Source organism: Nonomuraea recticatena, assembly GCF_039533245.1.
Lineage (GTDB): Bacteria > Actinomycetota > Actinomycetes > Streptosporangiales > Streptosporangiaceae > Nonomuraea > Nonomuraea roseola.
This window is the reverse complement of sequence record NZ_BAAATE010000003.1, coordinates 456718-480224: the sequence shown is the minus strand read 5'-3', so window position 1 is coordinate 480224 and position 23507 is coordinate 456718. Positions and strand designations below refer to the sequence as shown.

The window sequence follows — 23507 nt, the reverse complement described above, 5'->3', positions numbered from 1 at the left end:
TGACAAGCGCTTGCTTGAGTCCTACGTTATCGGCGTGGGATACCAGTTGGGTGTCGATGTCGGCGGCACCTTCACCGACGTCGTGCTGCGCGCTCCTCATGGCGAGGTCTCGGCCGTCAAGTGCCTCAGCACACCCGACGACCCTCTCTTGGGCATCATGAGCGGTATCGCTCAGGCGCTCGGCGACGTTACTCCTTCACTGATCACCAGGGTCGTGCACGCCACCACGCTGGCCACCAACGCGGTGCTGGAGCGCACGGGCGCGAGGGTGGCGTTCGTGACGACGAAGGGCTTCCGCTCCCTGATACCGCTCGGCCGCTACGCACGCGTCGAGGAGGACCGCTACGACCTGCGCTTCACCCCGCCCGTCCCGCCCGTGGCCGCCGAGGACTGCTTCGAAGTGGAGGAGCGCGTCGGCGCGGACGGCTCGGTGCTGGTTCCCCTGTGTCCCGAGTCGGTACGGCGGGCGGGCCGCGAGATCGCCGCTCGCGGGATCACCTCGGCCGCCGTGTGCCTGCTGCACTCCTATGCCGACCCCTCGCACGAGCGCCAGGTGGCCGATCTGCTGCGGGAGTTCGTGCCCAGCGTGGTGATCTCCTCGGAGGTGTGGCCGGAGCTCAGGGAGTATGAACGAGCCACCACCACCATCATGTCCGGATATGTCGGGCCGCTCATGGCGTCGTACCTGACCAGGTTTCAGGACGAGCTGCGCTCCTTCGGCATCACCGCCCCCGTGCACGTCATGGAGTCGGGCGGTGGGGTCATGTCGGCCGCCCAGGCGGCGCGCAGGGCGGTGGCCACGATCGAGTCGGGGCCCGCGGCGGGCGTGCTGGCGGCCTCGCTCACCGGGCACCCGGACGTGATCTCCTTCGACATGGGCGGCACGACCGCCAAGACGTGCGTGATCAGGAACGGCCGGCCAGAGATCACCCACGAGTTCCACGTCGGCGGCAAGGGCAGCTTCGGCGGCCGTCGCGCGGGGACCGGCGTCCCCGTGAAGACCCCTGCCATCGACCTGGCCGAGGTGGGCGCGGGCGGCGGCAGCATCGCCTGGGTGGACGCCGCGGGCGCGCTGCGCGTGGGCCCCCGCTCGGCGGGCTCCTCCCCCGGGCCCGCCTGTTACGGGCTGGGCGGCTCCTCCCCCACCGTCACGGACGCCAACCTGGTTCTCGGCTACCTCTCTCCTGGCTCCTTCGCCGCCTTCCCGCTCTCCGCCGAGCTCGCGGAGAAGGCCGTGGACAGGGTGGCGGGCGCGCTCGGGGTGGCGAGGGAGGCGGCGGCGCATGCCGTGCACGAGATCGTCGGGGCGGCGATGGGCTCGGCGGTGCACGTGGTGACGGTGCAGCGCGGGATCGACCCTCGGGGGTTCGTCCTGGTCGCCTTCGGCGGCGCGGGCCCGATGCACGCCGCCAGGGTGGCAGGCAGGTTCGGCATCGGCACCGTCGTCGTGCCCGCCCTGTGCGGGGTCGCGTCGGCGGCGGGGCTGCTGGCCGGCGAGCTGTCCACCGAGCGGGTCCTGTCGGCCCTGTCGGCCCCCGATCCCGGAGCGGTCTTCGCCGCTCTGGAGGCCGCCGCCCTGGCCGACCTCGGGGTCACGGCAGGCGCGGCGGGCCTACGGGTCGAGCGCTCGGTCGACGTGCGCTTCCGCGGGCAGGCGCACGAGCTCACCGTGCCATGGGGCCCGTCCGTGGACTCCGCGTTCTTCCTCAAATACCACCAGGTGTACGGCATCGCCCAGGAAGGCGAGATCGAGATCGTCAGCTACCGCCTGCGCCTCACCATCCCGGCCGGGCGGCGGACGGCGGGCGACCCCGGCACCCGAGAGGGGCCCACCGGCCGGCCGCCCCGCAGCCGCCTCGCCTACTTCGCCGAGTGCGGCGGCTACGTCGACGTCCCTGTGCTCACCCGCGCCGCCGTGGGCTCCCTCCGGGGTCCCGCGATCATCGAGGACCCTGAGTCCACCATCGTCGTCCCGCCCGGCTGGAGCGCCGCCCTGTCGCCCGACGGCTCCGTCACCCTCACAGGGGAGGGCGGCGCGTGAACGACGCCCTGACCGCGGAGGTCCTGCGCAACGCCCTCGTCGTGACGGCCGAGGAGGCGAGCGTCGTCGTCGTCAGGTCCGCCTACTCCACCTTCATCGTCGAGGGCTCCGACGCCAGCGCCGCCGTCCTCGACGTCCGAGGACGCCTGATCGCCCAGTCCATGGCGACCACGCTCATGAACAGCATGGCGCTCAAGGTCGCCCTCCCCTTCCTGCTGGCCGACCACCCGCCTGGCACCATGGCGCCCGGCGACGCCTACGTCATGAACGACGCCTACAGAGGCGGGGTCCACACCAACGACCTGCTCGTCTACCGTCCCGTCTTCGTGGAGGGCGAGCCCGCCTACCTCACCGCCACCATGATCCACGTCTCGGACCTCGGCGGCCTGTCGGCGGGCGGCATGGCCCCTCTCGCCACCGACATCTTCCTCGAGGGCCTCCAGCTGCCCCCTGTGCGGCTGGCCACCGCCGAGGGGATCGTGCCCGCCGTCGAGGCGATCCTGCGCGCCAACTCACGCACGCCCGACAAGGTGATGGGCGACGTCCGCGCGCTCCTGGCCGGCACCGCCGTCGCCGCGGCCCGCCTCTCCTCCCTGGTCACGGAGTACGGCGCCGCCGGGCTGGCCGAGGGGATCGACGCCTACCTCGACTACACCGAGGCCCGCACCCGCGCCGCCCTCGCCGAGCTGCCCAGAGGCCGTTTCACCGCGTCGTACCCGATCGACGACGACGGCATCCACCCCGGCCGCCCGCACACCGTCCGTGTCACCGTCACCCTCCCCACCCACGGCACGGAGGCTCCGCACCCGGACACCAGGCAGTCGCGAGTTCGGGGGACGGCGGAACGCGGAGAGAACGGGGGCGGGGACGGGGCTCCGGCGGGCGCTCCCGTGGTGGTGGACTTCGAGGGGACCGGTCCTCAGGTGCCCGCCGCCATCAACTCCTCCGCCTCCCAGTCGATGGCGGCCGCCGTCTTCGCCGTGCGGTGCTTCCTCGACCCCACCATCCCCATGAACGACGGCTGCCTGCGCGCCATCGACGTGCGCCTGCCCGTCGGCTCGCTGCTCAACGCCACGCCCCCGCACCCCTGCGGCGGCCGCTTCGTACCGATCTACGCCGCCATGGAGGCCGTCTTCCAGGCCCTCTCCGAGGCGGTGCCCGAGCGGGCCATCGCCGCCAGCGGCATCCTGCAGCCGTTCTCCATCGCCGCCGTCGGGGCGCCGTACTGGATCCACCTGTCCTACGACTTCGGCGGGGTCGGCGCGCGCCGCGGCCTGGACGGGCCCGACGCCACGGGGGTGCACTTCGGCATCGGCCGCAACTCCGTGCCCCAGGCCGAGCCGGTGGAGACGCGCTGCCCGATGATCGTGGAGTCGGTCGAGACCATCCCCGACTCCGGAGGGCCCGGCACGTTCAGGGGCGGGCTCGGCTCCCGTACGGTGCTGAGGTTCCTGGCCCCCTGCCACGTCACCACCCGCGGCGACCGGCTGAGCCTGGCGCCGCAGGGCCGCGAGGGCGGGCTGCCCGGCAGGCTGGGCGGCTTCTACAGACGGCACCCGGACGGCACGCTGGAACGGCTGCCGTCGAAGGCCAACAACGTGCGGTTCGAGGAGGGCGAGGCGTTCGTCGTCGAGACGACGGGTGGAGGCGGTATCGGACCCCCGCTGTCGAGGGATCGCGCCCTCGTCGAGGCCGACCTCAGGGCGGGCCTGATCACCGCGCAGGGCGCCCGACGCGACTACGGACTGGTCATCCCCGCCGCTTCACCAGCTCGCCCGGGTCGAAGCTGACCTCGAACGGCGTGGACAGGGTGGCGAGCTCGCCCGCCTTGTGGACGACGGGCGGCTCGTAGGCGTCGCCGTCGAGCCGGTAGACGTAGAGCGCCGGCCCTTCGGACAGCTCGATCCGCCAGTAGACGGGGATGCCGGCGGCCGCGTAGGTCTCGGTGAACCCCCGGTCGCGCGCCTGGGTGCTGGGGCTGACGACCTCGACGGCCAGCAGCAGGTCGCCCGGAACGAACATCAGCTTGTCGTCCTCCATGGACTCGGCAGAGACGACGACGAGGTCGGGGATGTAGAAATCCTCGTCGCTCACCCGGAGGTTGACTGTGGGCAGCGGCTGCGTCTCGGGTGGAGCGGCGTCCTCCAGAATCCGTCCGAGACGGATGATCGCCAATTGGTGGAAGGAGGTGGGGGCAGGGCTCACGAGTAGGCTCCCGTTGAAGAGCTCGTAACGGTTCCCGTCGTCGGGGAACTTGAGCAGGTCGTCGACGGTGAACGGCGGCTCTCCTGGAAGAACCGTGCGCCTCGTGGTCGGTTCGGTCGTCGCCATCGCGGTCACCCATTCAGTATCGGGAGCCCAGCCCTTGCACAGAGGCTACTTCCCCGATTTCAGCTACTTTCCGTCACGGGGCCGCCACGAAAGCGCGCCCTGCCGTACCGCCGCGTGGACGGCGCGGGCGACGCGGGCGCCGTACGGCGAGCGGGGCCCGCCGAAGATCTCCTCGGGGCCCGAGGAGGGGACGGCGACGCAGACGGCGTCCGAAGCGGTTCCCGTACACGGATAGCCCGCCTCGACCAGCGCTTGCGTCTTGGCCTCCGTGGCGGTCATCACCACGTTGACCAGCGCCGCGTCGGTCATCGCGACAGGCACGGTCACCATGATGTTGATCGTGCCCACCCGCATGGGCGCCAGCTCGGCATCGACGTGTCCCTCAGGGGCGGCGGCCCAGGTGGGCACGCGGAGCCCGACCGTGGCGACGGCCTCGACGCCGCCGTCCGAGCCCGTCGTGCAGCGGTCCACCGAGGCGGCGGTCATCATGCCGACCCCCTCACCCGCGGGGCCGAGCGAGACCAGGTGCTCCACCGGGTCCATCCGTGAGTACCCCGCCGTGACCTGGGCGTTCAGCACCCAGTAGCGGGCTCCGATGCCCCCTCCGAGCATCGCCGAGGAGATCATCCGCCAGTCCGGGCCGAACTCCCACAGCAGCGCGCCGAGGCGCTCGCCCTCCTCCATGCGGTACGACAGGTTCAACGGCCCCTCACCAGGTGGACGACGGGCCGCCCGTCGGGGCCCGGCTCGATCTTGACGTGCGCGTCGAAGTGCTTGCCCACCAGCGCCTCGGTCAGCACCTGGGACGGCCTGCCCGAGGCTACCGCGCGGCCGTCGGCCAGGAGCAGGAGCCTGTCGGCGTACTGCCCCGCGAGGCTGAGGTCGTGCAGGGTGGTGACGACGGTGAGCCCGTCGGCGAGCCTGAGGTGGTCGACGAGTTCGAGCACCTGCTGCTGGTGGCCGAGGTCGAGGGCGGTGGTGGGCTCGTCGAGCAACAGGACGGGCGCCTCCTGGGCCAGCGCCCTCGCCAGCACGACCCGCTGCCGCTCGCCGCCTGAGAGGTTCTCCACCCGCCGCCCCGCCAGCGCCGTCAGATCGAGCCTGTCGAGCACCGAGGCGGTCACCTCCCTGTCCCTGCGGCTCTCGCGCCCGAGGTAGGGGATGTACGGCGTGCGTCCCAGCAGCGCGTAGTCGAAGACCGTCATGTCCGGCGGCAGTCCGGGCGTCTGCGGGGCGAAGGCGACCGTCCTGGCCCGCTCCCTCGGACGGCCCAGCGGCGCCGAGTCGAACAGGACCTCGCCCTCGCAGGGGATCAGCCCCATGATCGCCCGCAGCAGCGTCGACTTGCCCGCGCCGTTGGGTCCGATGACGGCCAGCCACTCGCCCCGCCGCACCGTCATGGCGACGTCGGAGAGGACAGGCCGCCCTCCCAGCGCGACCGACAGCCCCTCGATCTCGATCACATCTCCGCCTTCCTGGTCATGCGCAGGACGCCGACGAAGAAGGGGGCGCCGATGAAGGCGGTGACGACGCCGATGGGCAGCTCGGCGGGGGCGATGACGGTGCGCGCGGCGAGGTCGGCCAGCACCAGGAAGGCGCCGCCGCCGATCAGCGAGAGCGGCAGCACGACCCGGTAGGAGCCCCCTGCGAGGCGGCGCACGACGTGCGGGACGACGATGCCGACGAAGGCGATGAGCCCGCTGACCGCGACGGCCGCCGCGGTCGCCAGGCAGGCGGCGACGAGCACGACGAGCCTGACCCTCGCGGCCCTGACGCCGAGCGCGGTCGCTTCGTCGTCACCGACCGACAGCACGTCCAGCATCCGCCCGTGCAGCAGGAGCACGGCCGTCGAGAGCAGCGCGTAGGGGGCGATGAGCGCGATCTGGTCCCACCCGCCGTGCACGTCGCCGAGGATCCAGGAGTAGATGCGCTTGAGCTCCTCGACCTTGAGCTGCTGGATGAACGTCTGGATCGCGGTGAGGAAGGAGGTGACGGCCACGCCCGCCAGGACCAGGGTGACGGTGCCGCCGGACCGTCCCGCGGTGTTGCCGAGGGCGTAGGCGAGCAGGACGCCCCCGACCGCGCCCGCGAACGCGGCGGGAGGGATGGCGGCCCCGCCGCCGGGGAGGAGCACGATGACCATCGTGACCGTGAGGCCCGCGCCCGCGGCGGCGCCGAGCAGATAGGGGTCGGCCAGCGGGTTGCGGAAGACGCCCTGGTAGCCGCCGCCCGCGATGGCGAGCAGCCCGCCGACCGTGGCGGCGACCAGCACGCGCGGCAGCCTGATCTGCCACAGCAGGCCCTGCTCGATGGGGGCCAGCCCGGCGTCGATCTCGACGCCGGGCAGCCAGTCGAGCACCTGCAGCACGACCTGCCAGGGCGAGATGCCCGCCGCGCCGCCCAGCATCCCGGCGATCATGGAGAGCGCGAGGACCACGAGGGCGGCCACGATCCAGAGGGGCCTGGCCCTGGCGGGCGCGTGCGCGACCACTAGCGGCCGTTGGCCTTCTGCACGGCCTGGCCGATGGTCGTGGCCAGATCGACGATGCGCGGGCCCCAGCGGGAGGCGATGTCGTCGTCGAGCTGGACGACGCTGTCGTTCTTGATCGCCTTGAGCTCCTTCCAGCCCGGCCGCTCGGACAGCGTCTGCCTGCTCTGCTTGCAGCACTTCACGTCGGCCAGGAAGATCAGGTCGGGGTCGGCCTGTGCGACGAACTCGGCCGACAGCTTGGGATAGCCGCCCGCCGCGTCGGGGGCCTTGTCGGCCACGTTGACCAGCCCGAACATCGAGTAGATCTGGCCGATGAAGGTGTTGGAGGTCGCGGCGTAGGGCGTGGTGTCGAGCTCGTGGTAGTAGGTGAGCTTCTTGCCGTCCGTCGCCTGGGCGGCCAGCTTCTCCATCGCCGACTTCATGTCCGCGACGACCTTGTCGGCCTTGTCCTTGTTGCCCGTGGCGAGGCCGAGGTCGGCGATCTCGTCGTAGGCTTCGTCGATCTTGGTGGCGGCCGGCTCCACGAGGACGGGCACGTTGACCTTGGCCAGCTCGGCGGCGATCGTGTCGTCGGAGGCGACGACCAGGTCGGGCTTGTGGGCGATGATCGCCTCGACGTTCGGCTTGAAGCCCGACAGGTCGGTCCTGGGCGCCTCGGCCGGGTGGTTGGACAGCGCGTCCACCGCGACGACCTGGGGGCCCGCGCCGATCTCGAAGAGGGATTCGGTCGCGGTCGGCGAGATCGAGACGATGCGCTCGGGCCGCTTGGCGATCGTGATCTCGCCGTTGGCCGCCTGCACCTTGGCGGGGAAGGCGGCGTCCTGCGAGGCGGAGGGGGCGGAGGAGGGGGCGTTGGACGAGGGGGCGCCGGACGGGGTCGCGCTGGTCTGGCCGCAGCCTGCCAGCATGACCGTTCCCAGCAGCGCGCCCGCGAAGGCCGTGCGTACGGGCCTCACGAGGAGTCCTTTCTGTCGGAACCGAGAGACCCGCGAAAACGCGACGGATCACCCTTTTCCACGAGGGTTGATGACGTCAGCGCAGCGGCAGGCGACCTGGCTTTGACAGTTGCGGGACAGCGCCGGAATCACACCGGACTTCGCTGCGGCACTACGCGTCGGACAAACGTTATCAATTCTCCCCGTGGGCCCGAAGTCAAGGGGTGTTGAGCTGGGCCTCCGCCTCGGCGATGACTTCCTGCAGGTGGAGACCGCGCGCCGCGTCGAGCGGGTGGCCGCCGCCGCGGCGTACGGTCATGGCGAACTCCTCGGCCACGACGGAGAGCGGGTCGTCGTCGAAGTGGGGCAGGCGGGCGCTGCCGAGCCTGCCGTAGACCTCGACGCGCTGCGGCGGCAGGTCGCCGGCCGCGGCCATGGACAGCGACACCTCGCTGACCGCGCCGCTCTCGTGCTCCAGCAGCAGGCCGACCCACCTGAGCGGGTGGCCGTGCGCGCGGACGCCGACCACCCTGCCGAGCGCGGCGTCGAGCAGGTCGATGACGTGCGGGCCGACGTCGAGGAGCGCGCCGCGCTCGAGCCGCCAGGGCGTGGCGAAGGGCCCTCCGCTGGTGAGCGCGCCCGAGATGTTGGCCGCGTGGCCGCCGAACGCCTCGATCTGGGCGCACCTGGCCAGGAAGTCCTTGGTCTGCGGGGCGTAGCGGAGCGTGAGCAGCATCTGGGAGGCGACGCCTGTTTCGGCCACCGCGTCGGCCAGCCTGCGCGCGCCGTCGAGATCGGCCGCGAGGGGCTTCTCCAGCAGCAGCGCCTTGCCCGCCTTCGCGGCCTGCACGGCCAGCTCGGCCTGGACGGCGGGCGGCACGCAGAAGGCCACCGCCTCGACCGCGTCGAACAGCTCCTCGATCCGCTCGTGAACGGGGGCGCCCAGCCTGGCCGCGGCCTCGGGACGGCGCGCCCACACGCCGGCGAGCCTGGTGTGGGGCCCCTTGGCCAGCATGGGCGCGTGCGCCATCTCCGCCCAGGGTCCGGCGCCGATGAGTCCTACCGCGACAGGCTCCATGATCTTCACTCTAGGCCCTGCCAGGTATGGATGGCGTGCTCGGGCCGGTGCGCGGAGGTGCCCGAGTCGATGACCAGGCTCTGTCCCGTGACGCAGCGCGCCTCGTCGGAGGCGAGGAAGGCGACCAGCGCGGCCACGTCCTCCACCTCGCACGGCCACGGCAGCAGGCGCTCCGCGGCCTTGTCGGCCAGGCGGGAGGGGCCGAGCGCGAGCCTGGCGGCCTCGGTCATGACGAGGGCGGGGGCGACGGCGTTGCAGCGGACGCCGCGGGAGCCGTACATGGTCGCCACGTAGCGGACGAACCCGGTGAGCGCCGCCTTGGAGGTGCCGTAGGCGGCGTGGTCGACGTCGCCGAGGTAACCGGAGAGGGAGGAGGTGATCACGATCGCCGAGCCGCTGCCCATGGCGGGGACGGCGTGCTTGACCATGAGCATCGCGCCGCGCAGGTTGACCGCCATCGTCCTGTCCCACACCCGGACGTCGAGGTCGGCCAGGTCGCCGTCGCGGCCGTAGACGTCGGGGTCGAGGCAGGCGGCGTTGGAGTGCAGCACGTCCAGGCGACCGAAGCTGCCCACCAGGTCGGCCACCGCCGCCGCGACCTGCACCTCCTCGGAGACGTCGCAGGCGATGGCCATGGCGGTGCCGCCCCTCGCCCTGATCGCCGCCGCGGTGCTCTTGGCGGCGGCCGAGCGCAGGTCGGCCACGCCGACGCAGGCGCCCTCGGCGGCGAGCCTGGCCGCGCAGGCGGCGCCGATGCCCGAGCCCGCCCCCGTGACCAGCGCCACCTTGCCGTCGAAGCGGCTCACCACTGCACCAGCAGGGACGGCAGTCCGCGCCCGACGATCGACCTGCGGTAGGCGAGGGGCGCGCCGGGGACCGGCTTGAGCCCGGGAAGGCGGCGGCCGAGCACCTCCAGTGCGGTGCGCAGTTGCAGCCTGCCGAGCGCGGCGCCGACGCAGAAGTGGATGCCGTAGCCGAAGACCAGGTGCGCGTCGGCGTTGGCCCTGTCGATCACGAAGGTCTCGGGGTCGGGGAAGACGGTCTCGTCGTGGGCGGCGGAGTCGGTCGACAGCAGCACCAGCGCCCCGGCAGGTATGCGCACGCCGTGCAGCTCGACCTCGGCGGTGGTGTGGCGGAAGGAGCCGAGCGAGGCGCCGTCGATCCGCATGCACTCCTCGACCGCGTTCGGGATCCGCTCGGGCGGCACCGGCCAGAGGCCCTCGCGCAGCAGGCGCAGCACGCTGTTGCCGAGCTGGTTGGGCACGGTGTCGTTGCCGCCGAGCAGGATCGTGGAGATCAGCTCGACCACCTCGCGGTGGGTGAGCTCCTTGCCGATGAGGGAGGTCATCAGCGAGGTGAAGTCGTCGCGCGGCTCCTTGGCCCTGGCCGCGACCAGCCTGTCGACGTAGTCGAGGTAGGTGAGGAAGCTGTCGGCCAGCTCCAGCTGCCTGTCCGGCGGCTGGGGCGAGAGGAACAGCTGGAACCAGTCCTTGACCCGGTGCTGGACGAAGCTCTCGTCGGACTCCGGCACGCCGATGAAGGCGGCGGTGAGCTTGACCGAGGGCTCGTGCGCGATCTCCTGGACGAAGTCGGCCTCGCGACGCCCTGCCAGCCGGTCGAGCAAGTTCTCGTTGAGCTCGCGGAAGCGGCGCTCCATGGCGGCCACCGCGCGTGGGGTGAAGGCGCGCGAGACCGAGCGGCGCAGCCGGGTGTGGTCGGGCGGGTCCACGTTGGCCACGAAGCTGGACAGGAACGAGCCGTGCTCCCCGAGCCTCCTCCTGGTCTCCTCGGTGAGGCTGCGCGAGATCGTGAGCGAGCCCTTCGAGGAGAAGACGCGCGGGTCGCCGTAGGCCGCGCGCACGTCGGCGTACCTGGTCAGGACGTAGGCGCCCAGGTGCGCGCTGTGGAAGACCGGCTGCCGGTGCCGCAGCGTTCTCAGGAAGTCGTACGGCGAGGCGACGTGCCAGTCCTGGGTGACGTCGAAGTCCATCCGAGGATCCTCCGCGGGTTGTCGACGAGCATCTGGTGGATCTGCTCCTCGGTCACGCCACGCCTTCGCAGCTCGGGCAGGACGTCGGTGGGGATGTGGAGCAGGTGGTAGTTGGGGTGGCGGCGCCGTACGACGTCGGGGTCGAACCTGTCGTTGAAGCAGTAGGAGTCGTGGGACAGCACGAGCCTGCCCGCGTGGCCGCGCTCGCACAGGGCGGCCACCACCGCGCACCTGTCGTCGAAGGAGCTGATCGTCTCGATGCCGAAGCGGTCCATGCCGAGGAAGGAGCCGTTGGCGATGAGCTCCTCCAGGTAGGCCAGGTCGGTGGAGTCGCCGGCGTGGCCGATGACCACCTTGGTGAGGTCCACGCCCGCCTTGGCCAGGACGCGCTGCTGCTCCAGCCCTCCCGGCTGGGCGCTGTGGGTGGTGATGGGCGCGCCGGTGGCCACGTGCGCCTCGGCCACCGCCCTGAAGACCCGTTCGCAGCCCCGCGTCATGCCGAGGTGGTCGGAGGCGCACTTGAGCATCGCCGCCCGCACGCCCGTCCTCCCGATGCCCTCGGTGAGGTCCCTGACGAAGAACTCCGCCAGCCGGTCGGCGCCGCCGAACAGGCTCCCCGGGCCGCGGTTGCCGAAGTAGGGCGGCAGCGCGTCGTAGGTGTAGAGCCCGGTGGCCACCACGATGTTGACCTCGGTCAGCTCGGCGACCCGCTGGACGGCGGGGACGTAGCGGCCGAGGCCCACCACGGTGAGGTCCACGATGGTGTCGATGCCCGCCGCCTTCACCGCGTCGAGCTTGGCGGCGGCCTCACGCGCCCTGACCTCCAGGTCCCACCCCTCGGGGATGTCGGGCCAGTTCCAGAGGATCTCGGGGCTCAGGCCGAAGACGTGCTCGTGCATGAGCGTGGCGCCCAGGTCGCCGACCTCGCCCTTCACCGTCACAGGCACGGGAACCTCGGGTGGTCGAAGGGCTGGTTCACCGCGAGCCCCAGCCCGTCGGTCTGGCCGTACGGCATGCCGGTGTAGAGCGCGTCGGCGTCGAAGTAGGTGGCGGTGAACGACAGCCTCGGGCTGTCGCGCCGGTTGGCCGGCGCGCCGTGCACGGTCAGGGCGTGGTGCACGGTCGCGTCGCCCGCCCTGAGGTCGAGCGCCGGTGAGGTCTCCAGCTCCTTGAGCCATGGATGCTGGGTGAGCTGGTCGTCGCCCGCCCTGGTGAAGCTCCTGCCGAGCAGGCCGTGGCGGTGCGAGCCGCTGTAGAAGCGCAGCGAGCCCATGTCTGCGGGCACGTCGACCAGCGCGAGCCAGACGGTCAGCATGGCCGAGCGGTCCATGGGCATCCAGGGGAAGTCCTGGTGGAACTCGGTGGCGCCGTGCTCGCCCGGCTCCTTCACCAGCAGGTTGGTCACCTGCAGCCGGACGGAGGCGACACCGTGCAGCAGCCGCACGGCGTTGGGCGCCAGGGCGGCGCTCAGCTCGCCGAACAGCGGGTCGTCCGCCGCGACGTCGCGGGACTGTCCGAAGGCCTGGTCGACCAGCGTCGCGTGGACCCTGGACCTCTCGCCGATCCTGGCCAGGGCGCGTTCCCGCAGGACGGCCGCGCCTGCGGGGTCGAGCAGGCGCGGCAGCCGTACCCAGCCGTTGGTGTGGAAGAAGGCGACCTCGTCGTCGGTCGCGGGGCGCACGTCCATGCCCACAGTGTCTGAGCAAGCGCTTGGTAAAACAAGATTGAGTAGGGACCTACTCATGCGCCGGATTCGCGCGAGGCGGAGTCTCTGGGCATGACCAGCCTCGACACGACTCCCCGATCGGGAGCCGACACCTTCGTCCGCTACGCCATGCTCGCCTCGGCCGTCATCGCGCCCTTGACGCTCGGGCTCGCCCTGCTGCTCGCCCCCGGCGACATCACCGCCGAGGGCGCGGCCTACGTCGGAGGCTTCATCGCCGGGGCCGACTCCTACCCGGCCTCCGCATGGCTGTCGGCTCTCAGTGCGATCACCATCATCCCTGGCGCCCTGGCCGTGGCGAGGGTCGCCCGGGCGGGCAGGCCGGCTCTCGGCCTGGTCGCCATGATCCTCGCCTTCGTCATGATCGTGCCGGTGGGGGGCAACTCCGACGACGTCCTGTACGCGGGCGTCCAGGCCGGAGTGGACCCCGCCACCCTCACCAAGATCTACACCGCCTACGGGGAGAGCCTGCCCACCTCGATCTTCGGTATGTCGTTCTTCCTCGGTCTGCTCGGCTTCCTCCTGCTCGGCGTCGCCGCGCTGCTGGGCAGGACCGCCCCCCGGTGGGCGGCGATCACGTTGATCGTCGCTCCCGTGCTGGTGCCGGTCCCCTGGTTCGCGGGGCTTGGCGGCCTCGCGGCGGGCGGCGCCTGGCTGCTGATGGCGATCGGGATGGGCGGCGTCGCGCTGGGCCTGCTGAACGACCGGTGAGCTTCACCGGCGGCCCGCCCCGGCCTATGGTGTCTACCAAACGCTTGGTAGGGGGTCGGGATGCGGCGGTTCAGGTTCGCGGCGGTCATACGACAGGCGGAGTCGGGCAAGGCATGGGCGGACAAGGCCAGGCGCCTTGAGGCCACGGGCTTCGAGGTGCTCCTGGTGCCCGACCACCTCGTCGGCCCTCGCCTGGCGCCCTTCTCGGCCATGACGGCGGCCGCCTGCGCGACCTCCAGGCTGAGGGTCGGCACGCTGGTGGCCGCCAACGACTTCAGGCACCCCGCCGTGCTGGCCAAGGAGAGCGCCACCCTCGACCTGCTGTCCGACGGCCGCCTGGAGCTCGGGCTCGGCACCGGGTGGATGGCGGCCGACTACAGCGCGGCGGGGCTGCCGCTCGACCCTCCCGGCGTGCGGGTGGCCAGGCTGGCCGAGGCGGTGACCGTGCTCAAGGGGCTGTGGGGCGCCGGCCCCTTCTCCTTCTCCGGCGCGCACTACCGGATCGAGGCGCTGGACCAGCAGCCCAAGCCCGTCCAGCGCCCGCACCCCCGGCTCCTGCTGGGCGGCGGCGGCCCCCGCATGCTCACCCTGGCCGCCCGCGAGGCCGACGTGGTCAACCTCGGGATGCGGGTGCGCGCCGACGGCACGGGCCCCGACGGCGCGGACGCGGGGCTCGCGGCGTTCCTCTCCAAGCTCTCCCTGGTGCGCGAGGCCGCAGGGGAACGCTACGACCGGCTGGAGCTCGGGACCAGCATCCAGCAGGTGGGCACGGCCGGCCCGGTGGAGTCGTGGAGCGCGGCCGACCCCTCGGGACAGGGCGAGACTCCGCAGGTGCTGCTCGGCACGCGTCGCGACATGGTCGACAGGCTCCGCCACTGGAGGGACGGCTACGACCTGTCCTACTTCGTCCTCCACCACGAGCGCGACCTGGACGCCTTCGCCCCGATCGTCGAGGAGTTGTCCGGCCGCTGAGGGTCAGGGGATCAGGACGACCTTGCCCGTCGTGGCACGGCTCTCCAGCGCGGCGTGCGCGGCCGCGGCCTCGGCCAGCGGGAAGGCGTGGATCTCCGGTGACAGCCGGCCGGCGGCGGCGGCCTCGAGGGCGCGCTCCTCCAGACCGCGCAGGCCGCCGGGCCAGCCGAGGATCCGCTCGATGGCGTAGATCGAGGTGATGCCCCTGGCCTTCACCTCCTCGGGCGTGGGTCCCTCGGTCTCCTCGCGCGAGGCGTTGCCGTACACGATGTGCCTGCCGCCGGGGGCCAGCAGCGAGAACGCCTCGCGGCCCCTGCTGCCGCCCACCCCGTCGAAGACCAGGCTCACCTCCCCGACCTGCGCGCTCCAGCCCGGCACGTCGTAGTCGACGGCGGGCGCCTGCACCTTCGCCACCTTCGCCGGCCCTCCCGCCGCCCCCACGACCCTGGCGCCGAGGTTGCGCGCGTGCTGGACGAGCAGGCGGCCGATGCCACCGGCGGCCGAGTTGACCAGGATGACGTCGTCGGCGGTGGGCGCGGCCAGGTCGATCAGCGCCATGGTGGTGGTGCCCGTCACGATCATGGCAACCGCCTCCTCGAAGCCGAGCTCGCCGGGCACGGCGTGCAGCGACTCGACCGAGGCCACACTCAGCTCGGCGTACCCTCCTGGCCTGCTCCTGCCGGTCACGACCCTGCGGCCGATCCACGACCCGTCGACGCCTGGGCCGACGGCCTCCACCACGCCCGCCACCTCACCGCCGAAGACGGCAGGCAGCTCGGGCACCGGCGGGCCGATCGTCGCCCCGGTGCGCAGCAGCGTCTCGATGAGGTGCACCCCCGCGGCCTTCACCGCGATGCGCACCTCTCCTTCGCCGGGCACAGGGTCCTCGACGCTCTCGTAGGAAAGGTTCTCGGCGGGGCCGAAGGCGTGCAGGACGACGGCGTGCATCAGCTTCTCCATTCGTGGTGCTCGCCACCCACGATGCAACCTCAAGCCGAGTTGAGGTCAACCCGGCGGGAAGGCGAGCGGGCACGATCGGAGATGATGGTCCTGATATGGACGAGATGATGCTCTTGAGACATGGCGAGACCGAGTGGAGCAGGGCGGGCCGCCACACCGGCCGCACCGACCTGTCGCTGACCCCCCACGGCGAGGACCAGGCGAGGGCGCTGGCCCCGCTGGTGAAGGCGCGCTCCTTCGACCTGGTGCTGGTGAGCCCCGCGGCCAGGGCGCGCCGTACCGCCGACCTGGCGGGACTGACCGACTACGAGGTCGACCAGGACCTCTGGGAGTGGGACTACGGCGGCTACGAGGGCATCACCACGCCGACGATCCGCGAGAGCCGTCCTGGCTGGTACCTGTGGAGGGACGGCGTGGTCCCCGGCGACCACGACCATCCGGGCGAGAGCGCCGAGCAGGTGGCGGCCAGGGCCGACCGGGTGATCGCGCGGGCGAAGGGGGCCGAGGGCCAGGTGGCGCTGGTCGCGCACGGTCACTTCCTGCGCGTGCTCACCGCCAGATGGCTGGGCCTGCCGCCGCAGAACGGCAGGTTCTTCAGGCTCGACACCGGGACCTACTCCCGGCTGGGCTTCGAGCACGCCGAGCCGGTGATCCTCAACTGGAACGCGCCGGTGTAGGCGAGAGCCTGCTACCCGGGAACGGCACCAGAAGCGTCTCCCTCCAGGGCCCCGACAGGTAGTCGCGGGCCCGCTTGCCCCAGGTGAGCAGCCGCTCGTCGGGAACGGCCTCGTCGTCGAGCCCGAGGGCGGCGTCCCTGGCCCGCTGCGTGGCCAGGTGCGCGTCGAGGGTGGTGCCCCAGACCGTGACGACCTCGCTGTCGCAGAGCAGCACCTCGTAGAGGCCGACCAGCGTGTGGCCGTGGTCGGCCAGGATGGGCAGGCGTTCGGAGCGGACGGCCTCGAGGTAGTCGAGGGCGGCGCCCGGCCGTACGGAGGCGCTTTCGAAGACGAACAGCGGAGCGGGCCGCGCCGAGGACAGCGCGGGGCTGCCGTGGACGGCGCCGAGCGGCCTGGAGAAGGCCGAGAAGCGCAGGTCGTCGATGTCGGACAGGAACAGGCGCGAGTCGACGCCCGAGTAGATCTCCATCATCTGCCGCCATCCGCCCTCCCACCCGCCGTGGCAGTCCCACAGGGTGACGGCCTTGAACTGCTGGTGGCCGGTGATGCCGACGGCGTAGAAGGCGCCCACGAGGTCGATCTCGCGGGAGCGGATGGACATCCCCTCGGTCAGTTCGGGCGCGGCGCGCCCGGCGTCCTCCTGCTTGTAGCGCGTCAGCCAGGTGAGGTACTCCAGCGGCCTGCGGGAGTTCATCGGCCGGAAGTCGACCTCCTCGAGCAGGTGGATCCCTCGTCGCACACGGGCCTCCCGAGATCGAACCAAGCGATTGCTCGGGTTCGAGCGTATCTCAACGAGAGACGTGCACAAGTGGGGTCCAAGGTCGGTGATCGGCCGAACCGGCACGTCCGCTGGTGATCAGGCCACGACAGGCACGGGCTGGGGGCCGCGCCCCGTGAGCCACTCCAGCACCCTGCGGTGCCCAGAGGCGGCGTCCTCGAAGTGACCCCAGTGCCAGTAGCGGGGCTGGTCACGCACCCCCGTGACCCAGGTGCGGTAGGAGACCGTGCCGTCGGGGACGGCGGCGCCCACGCCGTAGGTGCGGATCACCACCTTGCCGCCTGGCGCGATGAGCACGTCGTCGGCGATCGGGTAGAGCGTCATCTGGTCGATCATGAGTGAATCCTGCAGGAGCCTCGAGACCGGACTATTACGCCTTCCGGCGCACCCCGTTAAGCGGGTGCGCCGGAGGTGAACACCGTGTTAAACCAGCAGGCCGTCGAACTCCCCGTCCTTCACCCCGAGCACCAGGGCCCGGATCTCGTCACGGGTGTAGATCAGCGCGGGGCCCTCGGGGAAGCGCGAGTTGCGGACCGCGATCCCGCCGTCTGGAAGCTCCGCGAGCTCCACGCAGTTGCCCTGCGAGTTGCTGTAGCGGCTCTTGCGCCAGGCGACCTCGGTGAGGTCGGTGGCGGGCATGCCGTTGTAGGTGTGCTCCATCTACATCTTTCTGAGAAGACCGTCGATGAGCTCCACGGTGCCGCCCGGCGTGGTGCTCTCCACGCACAGCTGCTCCATGGCGGTGAGGTACGGGTCGATGTCCTCACGCTTGTCCAGGTACAGGGCACCCCAGAGCTGTTCGACGTAGACGACGTCCGACAGGTCGGACTCGGGAAACCGCATGATGCTGAAGGCGCCCCCTTCGGCGGCGTGCATGCCGTACCTGAAGGGCATCACCTGAATGGTGATGTTGGGGAAGGTCGCCACGTGCAGCAGATGCTGAAGCTGTTCGGACATGACCTCTCCGCCGCCGATCGTCCTCCGCAGGGTCGCCTCGTCAATGACCGCCCACAGACGGGGGCCGTCCTTGCGGGTGAAGCGCTCCTGCCGCTGCATGCGCAGATGCACGCGCTGATCGATGTCCTCGGGAGTGGCGTCGGGGTTGCCGAGCTGGTAGACCGCCCTGGCGTAGTTCGCCGTCTGCAGCAGGCCGGGCACGAACTGCACCTCGTAGGTGCGGATCAGGCTCGCGGCCTCCTCCAGGCCCACATAGGTGGAGAACCACTGGGGAAGGACGGCAGAGTACTTGTGCCACCACCCGGGGGTGTTGGCTTCGCGGACCATTTCCAGCAGGGCCCGCCGCTCGGCGTCGTCGCTGACGCCGTACAGCGTGAGAAGGTCTTCCACATCACGTGTCTTGAAGCCGACGCGGCCGAGCTCCATGCGGCTGATCTTGGACTCGGAGGCCCTGATGTGGAATCCGGCCACATCACGGGTGAGTCCGCGCTCCTCGCGCAGGCGACGCAGGCTGGCGCCGAGCATGATGCGCCGAACGGTTGAGCCAGAACCCGGCGGATCCATGGACACGTGCTGCTCCTTGGTCGTTTCCGTACCAGACAGTCTGTCACCTCGCGCCCCAAAGATCATGGGTCGCGACAAGATCCCCCTTTGCCACCCGATTTACCGATACCTGGCAAACCGTAGCGGCTGGCCCCTACTTCTGCACGTGCATTCGCTCTTGCACCTGCACGAGACTCTGCACCAGAATGATCAATGTGCAGTCCACCAAACCCCTCGGCCTGTGGACCACCCTCGACTGGTGGCCCCCGGTCGGCTGGTGGCCTGAGGCGGCGCGCGACCTCCTCGTTCCCGGCACGGCGATCGGCGCCAGCGCCACCTTCGTCCTGCCGCCCTCGGCCGCCTCCGTCCACTCCGCCCGCAGCTTCACCCTCGGCACGCTCTCGGGCTGGGGGCTCGGCGAGCTCTCCGACAGCATGGAGCTCGTGGTCTCCGAGCTGGCCACCAACGCGCTGCGCCACGGCCTCACCCTGGCCGAGGCCAGGCACCACGAGCCGGTGCGCATGTCGCTGGTGCGCAGAGGCGCGCTCGTCACCTGCGCGTTCACCGATCCCGCCGCCTCCGTTCCCGTGCTGCGCTACCCGGGCCCGCTCGATGTCGGAGGGCTCGGACTGCACATCGTGGAGTCGCTGAGCCTGCGCTGGGGCTGGTCGGCGCTCTCGCCGTACGGGAAGATCGTCTGGGCCGTTCTCTCCTGAGTGCGAAGCCCGGACACCCGGGCAACGAGCGCGTATGCTGAGTTCTGCCTCGCATCACATGAGAAAAACGTGCGCCAGCCTCCGAGTCTGGGACGCACGTTTCTCATTGGTAGTGAGGGCCACGTGGATGGTCAAGGCTCAAGGCGAGTCCCCGCGCGCGACCCACTGAGAGTGCTGACAGATGGATGATCACCTGCTCGGCTGGCTGCGAACACTGGACGAAGCGAGGCTCGCGCGCGTCCTCTCCAACCGACCTGACGCCATAGCGGCACCGTGGCCGCGGCGGCTCGACACGCTCGCCCAGCGCCTGGGCAACGGCTTCGCCGTCATGGAGGCCATGCGGGCGCTCCCGCTGCCGTGTCTGGAGATCGCGCAGGCCTGCCTGGTGCTCGGCGACCGCACTCCGCCCGATCGCCTCGCCGCCTTCCTCGACGCGCCCGTCGCCACGCTGACCCCCTGGCTCGACGTCCTCTACGACCACGCGCTGGCCTGGCCCGACGACGAGGGCCGCGTCCACCTGGCCGAGGCGGTCTCCCGCTGGTGGGCGGCGCCTCTCGGCCTCGGCGAGCCGCTCGACCACTACCTCAACTCCTGGACCGTCAGCAACGACACCCTGCGCGCGCTGGCCCGCAACCTCGGCCTCCCGCCCCACGGCAACAAGCGGCGCACGATCGCCAGGGTGACCGAGGTGCTCTCCGACGGCGTACGGCTGGCGGCCCTGCTGCGCAACGCCCCCGAGGGCACCGAGCGGCTGCTGGCCGACTTCGCGTGGGACGGCCCCGTCCGCGACGTCGACGGCGGCAGGTTCGTGATGCTGGGCACGCCGGAGAAGTGGGCCGCCGACCACGGCCTGCTCTACCGCCCTCGATGGGAGGTCGCCGAGATGCCGCGCGAGGTCGCGCTGTCGGTGCGCGGGCCCGGCTACCACCCGCCCTTCTCCCCCGAGCCTCCCGAGATCGCGACGATCCCCGTCGACCCCGAAGAGGTCGACCACCTGATGACCCTGGCCGCCCCGCACGTCGTCGAGCGGTGCGCGGCGCTGCTCGACAACACCGCCAAGACCCCGCTGCCGCTGCTGAAGACCGGCGGGGTGGGCGTGCGCGAGGTGCGCAGGGTCGCCAAGGAGACCGGCTGCGACGAGGACGAGACCAGGCTGCTGCTGGAGATCTGCGCGGTCTCCAGGCTGCTGGCCTTCGACGAGAAGTCGGGCGGCATGGTCCCCACCGAGCGCTTCGACAGATGGCGGCTCGACGAGGGCTCGGCCAGGCTGCGGGTGCTGTTGTCGGCCTGGTGGCGCATGGAGCGCTCGTCGCTGCGCAAGATCGAGGGCAAGTACCCCACCGTCCTCGGCGACGACCAGAGCGGCGCGGCCGTCGCCAGGGTCCGCAGGGCCGTGCTGGGGGTGCTGTCGCACCTGCCCTCGGGCACCGCCTTCGCCGACAGGGGCAGCCTGGTCCGCAACGCCCACTGGCACGCGCCGCTGCTCGACCAGGCCCTGCTGACCGACTGCGCGGCGGCGGCGCTCGAGGAGGCCAGGCTGCTCGGCGTGCTGGCCAACGACGCGCTCACCGACCTCGGAAGGGCGCTGGCGGGGCTGGCCGCCCACGCGGGCGACGAGAACGACGACACCGTCCCGCTCGTCGAGCACGACCCCGTGCTGGTGGAGGCCTCGACCAGGGCGCTGGCCAGCGTGCGCAGGAGCGCGCTGTTCGGCCCCGACCTGACCGCGGTGGTCACGGGCCCGCCCTCCACCGAGCTGGCCGAGCTGCTCGACAGGGTGGCCGAGCGCGAGTCGCGGGGGGCCGCCTCGGTGTGGCGCTTCACCACCGAGAGCGTCCGCGGCGCGCTCGACGTGGGCTACGACGCCGACGAGCTGCTCGCCGAGCTGAGTGAGGTCGGCCAGATCCCCCAGCCGCTGGAGTACCTCGTGCGCGACGTCGCGCGCAGGCACGGCGAGGTGACGGTGACGACGGTGGCCTGCATCGTGCAGGCCACCGACCCCGCGCTGCTGGCCGAGATCGCCGCGCATCGCCGGCTGTCCAGGCTGGGGCTGCGGCTGCTGGCCCCCACCGTGCTGGTCAGCTCCACACCCGCCGAGCGCACCCTGGCAGCGCTGCGCGAGAACGGCTACGCCCCCGTGCCGATCGCCGACACGGGGGAGATCACCATCAGGCGCTCCAAAAGCGCGGGCTCCGACGCGCAGAACGGCAAGCTGATCCTGCTGCCCGGCGGCCAGGTGGCCGAACTCGACTCCCAGCTCCACCACGGGGTCTACACCCTGGCCGAGCCGCTGCCCGACCCGCACGAGCACGCCCGCCGCCTGCTGGAGTCGCAGGAGGACGCCGAGCAGAACGGCCGCACCTGGGCCATCATCGGCAGGAACGCCACCAGGCTGCCGACCGCCCAGCAGTCGCTGCTCGGCTTCGTCGTCGACCGCGGGGTGCGGGCGGGCATCACGCTGACCGACGGGCTGACCGCGACGATAAGCCACGGCGAGCTGCGCGGCGGCACGCTCGACGCCTGGTGCGAGGAGGCGGGTGACTACCTCGAGTTCCCGCTGGCCGAGATCGTCGAGGTCAGGGGAGCTTACTAGCCTTCCGCAGGTTGGCGACGAGCTCTTCCAGCTGGTCGGCCCACTTCTGGTAGCTGTAGGGAGTCTCCACCCACATCGGGTAGACCTGGCCCTTGGCGACCGCGGGAAGCTTGGCGAAGGTCGGCTTCTTCCTCATCTCCTCCAGGCCGAGCGCCTGGGTCCTGCTGTCGAACAGCACGACGTCCGCCTTGTACTTGTCGGCGTTCTCCCAGCTCAGCGGCTCGAAGTAGCCCTGGGCGTCGACCTTGGGCTTGACGATGTCGAGCCCCGCGTCGCTCAGCAGCTTGAAGTCGGGGACCATCTCGGGCGTCGAGACGTACATCGCGTCGGGGCTGCCGGAGACCAGCTCGATCGTCAGGCCCTTCGCCGCGAGCTTCTCGAGCTCGGCCAGCGCCGCCTCGTAGCGGGTCTTGGCCTGGGTGATCTCGGGGGCGTCGAGGTTCGCGCCGAGCTTGGCGGCCAGCTCGCCGTACTTGGTGATGACCTCGGTGGCGTTCCTGCCGGTGAGCATGACGCCCGCGGTGGGGGCGACCTTCTCGATCGTGTCCTTGGACTTGGCGGGCACGTACCAGAGGTCGTCCTTCAGGTACATGCTGCTGACCAGGAGCTCGGGCTGCAGGCCGATGTACTGCTCGACGTTGAACTCGTCCCACACGTTGCCCAGGCCCTGGACCTTGGTGATGTCCACGTTGCCGACCTGGGGATCGGTCTTGCCGTTCTCGAGCTTGTGAGGGCCGAAGACGGCGATGGGGCGCACGCCGAAGTCCCAGAGCGCGGCGGCCGAGCCGACCTGCGCGACGATCTTCGTGGGCGTCTTCGGCAGGTCGATCTTCTTGCCGCGGTCGTCGGTGTAGGAGAAGGGGGTGGCGGCGCTCGTCTGCGCGGCGTTCGCGGCGGAGGCGGCGGGCGCGGACGCCGGCTCCCCGCCGCAGGCGGCGAGGGCCAGGAGGGCGCCCAGGCCGGTGGCCGCCGCGACGAATCCCCTACGGGATACCGACATTTGGAACTCCTAAGGTGAGGGTTACCTAAAACGGACCGATGGTTAGCTTAGCCTTACCTTTGCCAGGTTCACCGCCAGCTCCTCCAGCAGCGCCGCATAGCCCTGATGGCTGAAGCGCATCTCGGCCCGCCACGGGTACACCTGAGCGCCCTTCGGCCAGGTCGGCTTCGCGATCACCTCCGAGGCCTTCATCGACTGCGCGCGAGCGTCGAGGAAGATCGCATCGGCGTCGTACTTGTCGACGTTCTCCCAGCTGAGCGTCTCGAAGTAGCCGTCGGGCCGGTCGGGGACGACGATGTCGAGCCCCTTGGACAGCAGGTACTTCAGGTCGGGGAACCTGCGCGGGTCACACACCCAGAACTGGTCGGGCGAGGCGGCACAGAACAGCACCTTCGGTCCCACCGCCTTGACGAGCGCCTTCTCCGCCGCCACGAACCTCTCCCTGGCCTGGGCCTGCGCCGCGCCGCCGAGCGCGACGGCCAGCTGCTCGTAGCGCCTGATCAGTTCGTCACCCGCCTTGTTCTCCTGCTGGATGCCGATGGTCGGGGCCACCTGCTCGATCGCGGCGCTGGACTTGGCGGGCACGTACCACAGCTCGTTCTTCAGATACATCCCCGCGATGAGCACCTCGGGCCTGAGCGCGATGTACCGCTCGACGTCGAACTCGTCCCACGCGTTGCCGATCGCCTGGACCTTGGTGATGTCGATGTCGCCCGCCTCCGGGTCCTTGGCGCCGCTCTCCAGGCGGTGCGGGCCGAAGACCGCCATCGGGCGCACACCGAAGTCCCACAGCGTGGCGGCGGCGCTGACCTGGGCGACCACCCGGGTCGGCCGCGCCGGCAGATCGATCTTCCTGCCACGGTCGTCGGTGAAGGACCACGCCTTCCCCGCCGCGACGGTCGGGGTCGGGCGCGACTCGGCTCCACAGGCCGTGGCCGCGAGCACGAGGCCCAGGAACCCCCTCCTGGATACCGACATATCGACTCCTAAGGCTAGGCTTACCTCATTCAC

Annotated in this window: 24 protein-coding genes; 7 read left to right on the top strand and 17 right to left on the bottom strand. The window is 71.3% G+C overall.

The features are described from left to right. Positions 1–34 precede the first annotated feature (34 nt). Entirely contained in the window at positions 35–2041 is a 2007-nt protein-coding gene (locus ABFX50_RS08560; protein ID WP_346144776.1) for a hydantoinase/oxoprolinase family protein, read from the top strand. Further along, positions 2038–3831 carry a hydantoinase B/oxoprolinase family protein gene (locus ABFX50_RS08555; protein ID WP_346144774.1) on the top strand — a complete coding sequence of 598 codons (1794 nt, stop codon included), beginning with the start codon at positions 2038–2040 and terminating at the stop codon, positions 3829–3831. Before ABFX50_RS08560 ends, ABFX50_RS08555 begins: the two co-directional genes overlap by 4 nt. On the opposite strand, the gene ABFX50_RS08550 is transcribed toward ABFX50_RS08555, so the two are convergent. From ABFX50_RS08550 to ABFX50_RS08505, 10 genes are all read right to left on the bottom strand, one after another. Next, on the bottom strand, positions 3791–4372 hold the full coding sequence (locus ABFX50_RS08550) for a Uma2 family endonuclease (RefSeq protein WP_346144773.1): 582 nt from the start codon (positions 4370–4372) through the stop codon (positions 3791–3793). The genes ABFX50_RS08555 and ABFX50_RS08550 overlap by 41 nt on opposite strands. Before the next feature lie 63 nt (positions 4373–4435). Next, complete coding sequence (locus tag ABFX50_RS08545) at positions 4436–5074, bottom strand: adenosylcobinamide amidohydrolase (RefSeq protein WP_346144771.1); 639 nt, start codon at positions 5072–5074, stop codon at positions 4436–4438. Continuing rightward, positions 5071–5835 carry an ABC transporter ATP-binding protein gene (locus ABFX50_RS08540; RefSeq protein WP_346144769.1) on the bottom strand — a complete coding sequence of 255 codons (765 nt, stop codon included), beginning with the start codon at positions 5833–5835 and terminating at the stop codon, positions 5071–5073. The genes ABFX50_RS08545 and ABFX50_RS08540 overlap by 4 nt, the downstream gene beginning before the upstream one ends. After that, complete coding sequence (locus tag ABFX50_RS08535) at positions 5832–6863, bottom strand: FecCD family ABC transporter permease (RefSeq protein WP_428834685.1); 1032 nt, start codon at positions 6861–6863, stop codon at positions 5832–5834. Before ABFX50_RS08535 ends, ABFX50_RS08540 begins: the two co-directional genes overlap by 4 nt. Beyond that, positions 6863–7819, bottom strand: coding sequence for an ABC transporter substrate-binding protein (locus tag ABFX50_RS08530; protein ID WP_346144767.1), 957 nt, complete (start codon positions 7817–7819; stop codon positions 6863–6865). Before ABFX50_RS08530 ends, ABFX50_RS08535 begins: the two co-directional genes overlap by 1 nt. 196 nt (positions 7820–8015) lie before the next feature. After that, the gene (locus ABFX50_RS08525) at positions 8016–8876 is read right to left on the bottom strand and encodes a Gfo/Idh/MocA family protein (RefSeq protein ID WP_346144765.1); all 861 of its coding nucleotides are present in this window, start codon (positions 8874–8876) and stop codon (positions 8016–8018) included. 5 nt (positions 8877–8881) lie between these two features. Beyond that, complete coding sequence (locus ABFX50_RS08520) at positions 8882–9682, bottom strand: SDR family NAD(P)-dependent oxidoreductase (protein WP_183658492.1); 801 nt, start codon at positions 9680–9682, stop codon at positions 8882–8884. Next, positions 9679–10866 carry a cytochrome P450 gene (locus ABFX50_RS08515; protein ID WP_346144763.1) on the bottom strand — a complete coding sequence of 396 codons (1188 nt, stop codon included), beginning with the start codon at positions 10864–10866 and terminating at the stop codon, positions 9679–9681. Before ABFX50_RS08515 ends, ABFX50_RS08520 begins: the two co-directional genes overlap by 4 nt. After that, entirely contained in the window at positions 10812–11813 is a 1002-nt protein-coding gene (locus ABFX50_RS08510; RefSeq protein WP_346144761.1) for a phosphotriesterase family protein, read from the bottom strand. The genes ABFX50_RS08515 and ABFX50_RS08510 overlap by 55 nt, the downstream gene beginning before the upstream one ends. Beyond that, positions 11804–12553, bottom strand: a complete 750-nt coding sequence (locus tag ABFX50_RS08505; protein ID WP_346144759.1) for a phytanoyl-CoA dioxygenase family protein — start codon at positions 12551–12553, stop codon at positions 11804–11806. Before ABFX50_RS08505 ends, ABFX50_RS08510 begins: the two co-directional genes overlap by 10 nt. 90 nt (positions 12554–12643) lie before the next feature. On the opposite strand from ABFX50_RS08505, the gene ABFX50_RS08500 reads away from it, so the two are divergent. Both ABFX50_RS08500 and ABFX50_RS08495 read left to right on the top strand, forming a co-directional pair. Beyond that, the gene (locus ABFX50_RS08500; RefSeq protein ID WP_346144757.1) at positions 12644–13300 is read left to right on the top strand and encodes a hypothetical protein; all 657 of its coding nucleotides are present in this window, start codon (positions 12644–12646) and stop codon (positions 13298–13300) included. A gap of 60 nt (positions 13301–13360) precedes the next feature. After that, positions 13361–14272 (top strand): TIGR03621 family F420-dependent LLM class oxidoreductase, encoded by a 912-nt coding sequence (locus ABFX50_RS08495; protein ID WP_346144755.1) that lies wholly within the window; start codon positions 13361–13363, stop codon positions 14270–14272. Positions 14273–14275: 3 nt separating this feature from the next. Here ABFX50_RS08495 and ABFX50_RS08490 read toward each other — a convergent pair whose 3' ends face one another. Continuing rightward, positions 14276–15220: a zinc-binding dehydrogenase gene (locus ABFX50_RS08490; RefSeq protein ID WP_346144753.1), complete on the bottom strand. Its 945-nt coding sequence runs from the start codon at positions 15218–15220 to the stop codon at positions 14276–14278. A 107-nt stretch (positions 15221–15327) separates the two neighbouring features. Between ABFX50_RS08490 and ABFX50_RS08485 the strand changes: the two genes are divergently transcribed. Then, positions 15328–15909: a histidine phosphatase family protein gene (locus tag ABFX50_RS08485; RefSeq protein ID WP_346144751.1), complete on the top strand. Its 582-nt coding sequence runs from the start codon at positions 15328–15330 to the stop codon at positions 15907–15909. Here ABFX50_RS08485 and ABFX50_RS08480 read toward each other — a convergent pair. The 4 genes from ABFX50_RS08480 to ABFX50_RS08465 form a co-directional block, all read right to left on the bottom strand. Continuing rightward, positions 15887–16648: a hypothetical protein gene (locus tag ABFX50_RS08480; protein ID WP_346144749.1), complete on the bottom strand. Its 762-nt coding sequence runs from the start codon at positions 16646–16648 to the stop codon at positions 15887–15889. The two genes, ABFX50_RS08485 and ABFX50_RS08480, sit on opposite strands and share 23 nt — an antisense overlap. A 117-nt stretch (positions 16649–16765) precedes the next feature. Continuing rightward, positions 16766–17023, bottom strand: coding sequence for a hypothetical protein (locus ABFX50_RS08475; RefSeq protein ID WP_346144747.1), 258 nt, complete (start codon positions 17021–17023; stop codon positions 16766–16768). A gap of 87 nt (positions 17024–17110) precedes the next feature. Further along, entirely contained in the window at positions 17111–17347 is a 237-nt protein-coding gene (locus tag ABFX50_RS08470; protein ID WP_183658472.1) for a DUF397 domain-containing protein, read from the bottom strand. Further along, positions 17348–18169: a helix-turn-helix domain-containing protein gene (locus ABFX50_RS08465; RefSeq protein WP_183658469.1), complete on the bottom strand. Its 822-nt coding sequence runs from the start codon at positions 18167–18169 to the stop codon at positions 17348–17350. A 224-nt stretch (positions 18170–18393) separates the two neighbouring features. Here ABFX50_RS08465 and ABFX50_RS08460 point away from each other — a divergent pair, with 224 nt between their 5' ends. Next, positions 18394–18903, top strand: a complete 510-nt coding sequence (locus ABFX50_RS08460) for an ATP-binding protein (RefSeq protein ID WP_183658466.1) — start codon at positions 18394–18396, stop codon at positions 18901–18903. A gap of 181 nt (positions 18904–19084) precedes the next feature. Then, positions 19085–21496, top strand: a complete 2412-nt coding sequence (locus tag ABFX50_RS08455) for a helicase-associated domain-containing protein (protein ID WP_346144744.1) — start codon at positions 19085–19087, stop codon at positions 21494–21496. Here the strand turns inward: ABFX50_RS08455 and ABFX50_RS08450 are convergent. After that, positions 21480–22496: an ABC transporter substrate-binding protein gene (locus ABFX50_RS08450; RefSeq protein WP_346144742.1), complete on the bottom strand. Its 1017-nt coding sequence runs from the start codon at positions 22494–22496 to the stop codon at positions 21480–21482. The genes ABFX50_RS08455 and ABFX50_RS08450 overlap by 17 nt on opposite strands. A gap of 42 nt (positions 22497–22538) precedes the next feature. Further along, positions 22539–23474, bottom strand: coding sequence for an ABC transporter substrate-binding protein (locus tag ABFX50_RS08445; protein WP_346144740.1), 936 nt, complete (start codon positions 23472–23474; stop codon positions 22539–22541). Between the last annotated feature and the right edge of the window lie 33 nt (positions 23475–23507).